Source organism: Bacteriovorax sp. Seq25_V (genome assembly GCF_000447795.1).
Classification (GTDB): domain Bacteria; phylum Bdellovibrionota; class Bacteriovoracia; order Bacteriovoracales; family Bacteriovoracaceae; genus Halobacteriovorax_A.
Genome location: NZ_AUNI01000006.1, coordinates 1 through 407 on the forward strand (window position 1 = coordinate 1; position 407 = coordinate 407).

The following is a 407-nucleotide window of genomic DNA, read 5'->3' on the forward strand; positions in this document are numbered from 1 at the left end:
TCATCTCCGTTAGATCCGTCATCTCCGTTAGAACCGTTATCTCCATTGATTCCGTCATCTCCGTTAGATCCGTTATCTCCATTGATTCCGTCATCTCCGTTAGATCCGTTATCTCCATTGATTCCGTCATCTCCGTTAGATCCGTTATCTCCGTTTGAGCCATTATCGCCATTTAAGCCGTTGTCGCCATTGTTCCCGTTGTCGCCATTGTTCCCGTTGTCGCCATTGTTCCCGTTGTCGCCATTGTTCCCGTTGTCGCCATTGTTCCCGTTAGATCCGTTATTTCCGTTAGATCCGTTATTTCCGTTAGATCCATTGTTCCCGTTGTCACCATTGTTCCCGTTAGATCCGTTAGATCCGTTATTTCCATTAGATCCGTTGTTTCCGTTGTCGCCATTGTTTCCGTT

Annotated in this window: 1 pseudogene; it reads right to left on the reverse strand. The window is 46.7% G+C overall.

Annotation, left to right across the window (positions count from 1 at the left end):
• Nucleotides 1-172: 172 nt before the first annotated feature.
• A pseudogene (locus M900_RS17865) lies at nt 173-407 on the reverse strand (hypothetical protein); the annotation flags it as partial.